The sequence below is a fragment of the Micromonospora sp. D75 genome, from assembly GCF_018070405.1.
GTDB classification, from domain to species: domain Bacteria; phylum Actinomycetota; class Actinomycetes; order Mycobacteriales; family Micromonosporaceae; genus Micromonospora; species Micromonospora chalcea.
Genome location: NZ_JAGPXV010000361.1, coordinates 1 through 6,034, shown reverse-complemented (window position 1 = coordinate 6,034; position 6,034 = coordinate 1). Strand labels below are relative to the sequence as shown.

The following is a 6,034-nucleotide window of genomic DNA, read 5'->3' as shown; positions in this document are numbered from 1 at the left end:
CCGTCTGGGACCTGGCCGACCAGTGGTACGGCGTCGCAGGCGTCCTGACCGGTCCGCGCGACGACGCCACCGCCGCCGCCGGTGAGGTGAAGAGCGGATACGGCGGCGTCGGCCTGGTCGCCGGCGCGTTCGACAGGGCATGGCACAAGCTCGCCGAAGGTGAGGACGCGCCGCTGCACGTCCTCGTGGCGGCCACCGACGAGTTGGGCCGGCTGGTCGACTCCTGCGGCTGCGACATCGAGGGCGCGAAGCTCGAAGCCTGGATCGAGCTGGGCATCCTGGTCGTGGAGCTGCTGGCCCTGGCGGTGGCCGCCGTGCTCACCCTGGGCGCCGCCTCCCCGGCGGCCGCCGCCGCGATCACCGCGACGAGGGTCGTCGTCCAGCAGATCTTCAAGCGCCTGGTGGCCCAGCTCGCCCGCAAGGCGGTCAAGCAGGGGCTCAAGGAGGCGGGTGAGCGGGCCGCGAAGGAGGCGGCAAAGGCCGGTGCCCGTGGACTGGCCCGACGGGCGGCGCTCGGCGGCCTGGTGGAGGCCGGTCAGGAAGCGGGTACCAACCTCGCGACGCAGGCGTATCAGAACACCACCGGCCGACGTGACGGCCTGGACCTGACCGACGTGAGCACGTCGGCTCTCGGCGGCTTCGCCGGTGGGGCGGTCGCGCCGCTCGCGGGTCTGGGCCGTCATGCGAGCGGGCGGTTCGCCGAGATCGGCGAGCGGTTCGGCCGGGAGATGGCCGGGGAGACTCTGGCCGAGACCGCGGCCGGATTGGCCACCGGTCACGGCCCGTCGCTGGAGGATCTCGCGCGCGCCGCGGCGTCCGGCGCGACCGGCTCCGCCACCGGCCAGACCGACTCCGCGCTGCAACGCCGCCTCGACGGGCAGTTGAGCGGGCTGACCGTTCCGCCGGTCGGGCTGGACGTGCCACCCGTCGGCGACCCCGTCGGGCTCATCCCGGCCCAGCGGGTCGCCGAGCCGGTCGTCCAGGGCGGCGATGCGATCGCGGGCGCCGTTCCCGTGACATCGACGCACGTCTCGCCCCAGGTCGTCGGCCCGCACCCGCTCGCCGTGGACCTGCCCCGCTCCGCGCCGGAACCCCCAACGACGCCGCTCGGCGATGCCGTCCCGCACGACGTGGCACGTCCGACGGTCGCCGCGAGCCCCACGTTGTCCTCGGTGATCACGGACGCGCCCGGCGTCCACAGCGGCGCGGGTCCGGTGGCGGCGCCGATCGACCACCCCACGCCGTCCCCGACCAACTCGATTCACACAGCAGCAGTGCCGACGACACTGCCAGCATCCCCTGCCGACCACCCGCAGGTCGCGACGCCACCCGCGGCGGACCGGGCCGTTCCCACCAGCAATGGAGGTCAGGCAGGACCGCCTCCGGCCTCACCGGTCAGCGCTCAGCCGGGACCGCATCCGGGAGCGCCGGCCGTGGGGCCCGACCCCCGGCCGGGGCCGAATCCCCGTTTCCCGCTGCTGGAGTCCTTGGCTCCGCATCACCCTCCCACCGACTCCCCAACGCCCCACCCCGGCCCGTTCGATGTCCAGCCGCGGCCCCGCGAGACCGCCGAGCAGCGTGCCGCGCGGCTGAAAGCTGATCGGGAGGGCCTCGACCGGCGGCGCTACCAGGGCTATCTGCAGTCTCAGCGTGCCCTGCACGAGGAGAACCGGCAGCAGGCGCAGATCAAGGAACTGCGTGACCTCGCCGAACAGCACTACGAGGCGGCGCGTTGGCTCCTCACGCAGGCACACGAGCTGCGCCAAGCCGGGCAACACGACCTCGCTGACCGGCACGTGCGGGAAGGGCGGCGGCGAGAGCGCCTGCACTACCGGGCCGTCGACGAGGTGGAGGCGGTGCGTGCCGGCCAGCGTCTGCCGCGCGAGGTGATGGTCGAGGACGACCTCGACTTCTACCGGATCAACGACGACGTGGCGGACCTGGCCGTCGGCGCGGTCGAGACGGCCGACCATTCCGCGCTCACCGGCCACGGCCACCCCGAACCGATCGACAGGTCCCGGCCCTACGGCCGCCGGGGAGGGCTCCGGCCACCGCTCGCGCTGCATCAGACCGACCTGGAACGGCAGATGCCCCGCAACCCGGACGGCAGCGTCGCGCGTACCGCCGATCCCCGGCGTGGCGGATGGTTCCGCCTGGCGAACGACGGCGGACCGGCGGCGGACGCGACCCGGGGCATCAACTGCCTCGACTGCACCCTGTCGCTGTTCGAGACATGGGTCCACGGACGGCCGCGGGTCGCCGCTCCGCGTACGTTCGACGGCTACCTCGGCGGTGACGTGCTCCGCCCGGTGGGCGGCGAGGCGGACGGACCGCTGCGGGTCGAGCAGACCACTGGCGGCCGGTTCCAGAACCTGTGCCCGGTCGACCGGCCCGGCATCACCGGCCCGCAGCGCCAGTGGCTGGTGGATCGCGGCTACCGCGACCTCTACGCGCAGTTGGCGTCGGGCGGCCACGGCAGCTATGCCTTCCTCATCACCAGCTTCGAGGGTGGCGGATCGCACGCCTGGGTGGCGTTGAACCAGAACGGCACGATCCTCTTCCTCGACCCGCAGTCGGGCGCCGTCGCCGACCGGCCGCTCTACCACCACAGCGGTCGCCCGTTCGAGGGCAACGTGGTCGGCGTCGACGCGCTGGTGCTCGGCCCTGACGGACGGCCGATGCCGCTCACCGGCCGCCCGCCCGGCACGTTCAACGTCCTGCCCGAGCCCTTGCCCCGCCCGGCGCCGCCACGCCTGCCCGAGCCGCCGCCGGCCGACGACGGGAACGCGCCGGACTTCAATCACGTCCACCTGCTCGGCGAGTCCACCACTTTCCACACCCGGGCGGACGCACCCCCGCCGGGCAGCGCGCCGCCCGTCGAGCCGCAACCCGACCGGGTACGCGAGGAACACCGGCAGGCGCACGCCGACCGGATCGCCGGCGGGCTCTACGTACGCGACGTGCTCGCCGAGAGCGGAAGCCTCGACGCGGCCTTCGCCGCCGGGGTGACACCCGTGGAGCTGGCGCAGGCCGCCGACGCGCCGACGCTGCGGCGGCTCGCACCCGGGCTGGACGATGCCGCAGCGGCCGACCTCAGCCGGCTGTTCGCCGACCCGCGCGTGCAACGGATGCTCGACCAGAGCTGGGAGGCGCCGCCGCGACGGGAGGAGTTGCTGGCCGAGACGCTGGTACGGCAGCTCGCCGAGCGGCCCGACCTGGTCCGGATGATCCTGGCCACACCGGAACTCGCGAACTCGCTGACCGCGCGACCGCTGACCCTGCATCACCTGGCCAGCCACCAGCAGGCCATCGACGTACTCGGCGAGGTCATCAACGACATAGCCGTCCGCGGGGCCGAGGCGGTGATCGCGCCCGAGCCACTGAAACCCCACTCGACGCCTGTCAGCCAAGCCCAGCGTCAACTCACCAGTTCGGTAGCAGCGCGCAGTCAGTCGACACTGCAGCTCGGATTCGATGAGACGCGACGCCATGATGAGGTGTATCGCCTCGCATACATCGACCGGCTCTATGCAGATGCGGCGGTCGCCCAGGAACAGTTGAACACACTCGCCGTCAAGCTCGCTGCGGACGAGGGCAGGCCCGACTGGAGAAGCGAGCCCAAGAGCCGGGAGCGGGTTCTCGACAAGCTGGAGGCTGAGTACGGGTATGACGCGTCGCAGCTCAAGGACTTGGCTGCGGCCAAAGTGCAGTTCCATACCCTCGACGCGGTCTACCAGGCGCTTGGACGCCTTGAAGCCGATCCAGAGATCGTGATCCTGCACATAAAGGACCGCTTCCTTAAGCCGCAGGCCAGCGGTTACCGAGACATACTGCTGAATCTCGGAATGCCGAACGGTCATGTGGCAGAGCTTCGGCTGCACCTGGTGTCGCTCGACGACGTCGCAGAGTGGGAGCATGCGCTGTACGAGATCCGACGCGATCTGGAAGCGGTGGCTGAGATCGAGGGCAGGTCGTTGACGCAGGGTGAACGCGCTATACGTGATGGACTTCTCCGGAGAGCGCAGAGTGCCTACTGGGGCAAGGTGCAGGAGAGTCTTGGGGAGGAATCACCGCGATGAGGCAGGTGGAGGGCTTGCAGCTGCCGAAGTTCTTCGACTACTACCACTCTCCCCTGAAGCTTGTAGCCACCCCCGACGGCGGCGTAGCGGGCTGGATCCTGTTCAAGGACACCGGAGGCTGGCGCGAGGCCAACAATCTCATCGACAAGGTGCTTTTCGTCGGCGGCGACGAGATCAATGAGATATCGCGAGATGAGTTCATTCAGCTCACTGAGCATGAACGGGGCCGTTATCTGAGTGGTGACGGTCCGATCTTCGCTCTCTACGAGACCGTTCGGGCAATCCAGGACACGCTACGGGAGGAGCGTCGGTATCCGACGCCCCAGGAGCAGGCGTTGATCAGGGGAGTCAGGCGGCGGACCTTCGTGATGTTCGAGGAGCAGCTCCAGCAGGCCGGTGACCCCGCCGCCGACCCCACCATCGCCGCCACCCCCTCCTGACACGCCATGTCCGTCGACGAAGATCCGGCCGTGCCGTACGTGCCGCCCGCCGACGCGACGGAGGCGAGGCGCGTACAGGAGGAGCTGCGGTCGCGGGTGGACCTGGTGGGGCCCGGTCCCGCCGCGCCCGCGACGGTGGTCGGCCTGGACGTGGCGTACGCGCAGGACGGTGATTGACGCAGTCAGCCTCGCCGTGGTGGACGAGGCGGTGTGGGTGGGGCGGCCCGCCTTTCCGTACGTGCCGGGGCTGTTCGCCTTCCGGGAGATGCCGGCGCTGCTGGCCGCGTTGGACCGGCTGACCGTCCGCCCGGAGCTGCTGGTGTGCGACGGGCACGGGCTGGCGCACCCGCGCCGGTTCGGGCTGGCCTGCCATCTGGGTCTGGTGACCGGGCTGCCCGCGATCGGCGTGGGGAAGACGCCGCTCGTCGGCTCGTGGACCGGGCCGGGCCCCGAGCGTGGTGACAGCGCCGACCTGTGTGACGAGGGCGACGTGGTCGGGCGGGTGCTGCGTACCCGGGACGGCGTCCGGCCGGTCTTCGTCAGCGTCGGGCACCGGATGGGGTTGGACAACGCGGTCGAACGGGTACTGGCACTGACGCCCCGGTACCGGCTGCCGGAGACGACCCGGACGGCCGACCAACTGTGCCGCCGGGCGCTCGCCTCGGCCGTCGTCTCCGGCGGTGACCTGGACCGGCGGTGATCGCGTGGCGCGGCACACATGTGGCGTGGTCGATGCGAAGGTGCCCTCCGGGCCCGGTAGTAACCTGACCGGCGGATCCGGTCCGGACGCAACGGTGAGGTGGGGATGTCGGTGGGGCGGCACGCGGCGCGGTGGGCCATTGTCGGCGCGCTGCTGGGTGGCCTGATCGCCGTACCGGCGTCGCCGGCGTCGGCCCGGGACGACCGGGTCGGGCTGCGCTCGGCGGGCAGCTTCACCGCCGGGGGTTCGCCGGGTGGCGTGACTGTCGAGGTGCGCAAGCGCACCGACGGCTGCGTGCAGCTGCGTACCGCGATCGGGCTCCGGTTGGAGGGCCTTCGGGCGGACCAGGTGCGGGTGCAGGTGGCCGCCGGCGACGGCTGGATGCCGGTGCCGGTCTCCGGTGGTGACGGCGCGGTCGCCACCGCCCAGGTCGCGCCGGTCGACCGGCCGCTGTGCAAGGGCAAGGGCGCCACCGTGCGCTACCGGGTGTCCTTCCTGGCCGGCGTCGTCGGCGTGCGGTTTGAACTGGCGGGCGAGGCGAGCGCCGCGTACGGTGACGTGCTCGGCCGGGCCGGTGGGTCGGCCCGGCTGGTGGGCGCGCCGCGTACGCCGAGCCCGAGTCCGTCCCGCAAGCCCTCGCCGACGCCCAGCGCGAGCGAGACCACACCGGCCGAGGCGACTGACACGTCGCCGGTCGCCGCTGCCGTCGCCCCGGCCACCGCCGCGGCCGACGACTCGTCGTTCGGAGGTTCCATGATCATGTGGTTCGGTATCGGGCTGGTGCTCGTCGGCGCCGCGCTCATCGTCCTGCTGCT

General features: G+C 71.9%; 3 protein-coding genes and 1 pseudogene. All 4 read left to right on the top strand.

The genetic code is table 11. The features are described 5' to 3' along the window. Positions 1-185: 185 nt before the first annotated feature. Complete coding sequence (locus tag KBX39_RS34090) at positions 186-4,079, top strand: toxin glutamine deamidase domain-containing protein (protein WP_312247468.1); 3,894 nt, start codon at positions 186-188, stop codon at positions 4,077-4,079. Next, the gene (locus tag KBX39_RS20440) at positions 4,076-4,519 is read left to right on the top strand and encodes a hypothetical protein (RefSeq protein ID WP_104113178.1); all 444 of its coding nucleotides are present in this window, start codon (positions 4,076-4,078) and stop codon (positions 4,517-4,519) included. The genes KBX39_RS34090 and KBX39_RS20440 overlap by 4 nt, the downstream gene beginning before the upstream one ends. A gap of 6 nt (positions 4,520-4,525) precedes the next feature. Beyond that, a pseudogene (locus tag KBX39_RS20435) lies at positions 4,526-5,219 on the top strand (endonuclease V). A gap of 105 nt (positions 5,220-5,324) precedes the next feature. Next, positions 5,325-6,034, top strand: a 710-nt coding sequence (locus tag KBX39_RS20430) for a hypothetical protein (protein WP_210871994.1), incomplete at its 3' end; no start/stop codon positions are given.

What these genes read in the sequence shown, in the direction of transcription:
- KBX39_RS20440 (WP_104113178.1), top strand. Translation starts at nt 4,076, where the DNA reads ATGAGGCAGGTGGAGGGCTTGCAGCTGCCGAAGTTCTTCGACTACTAC.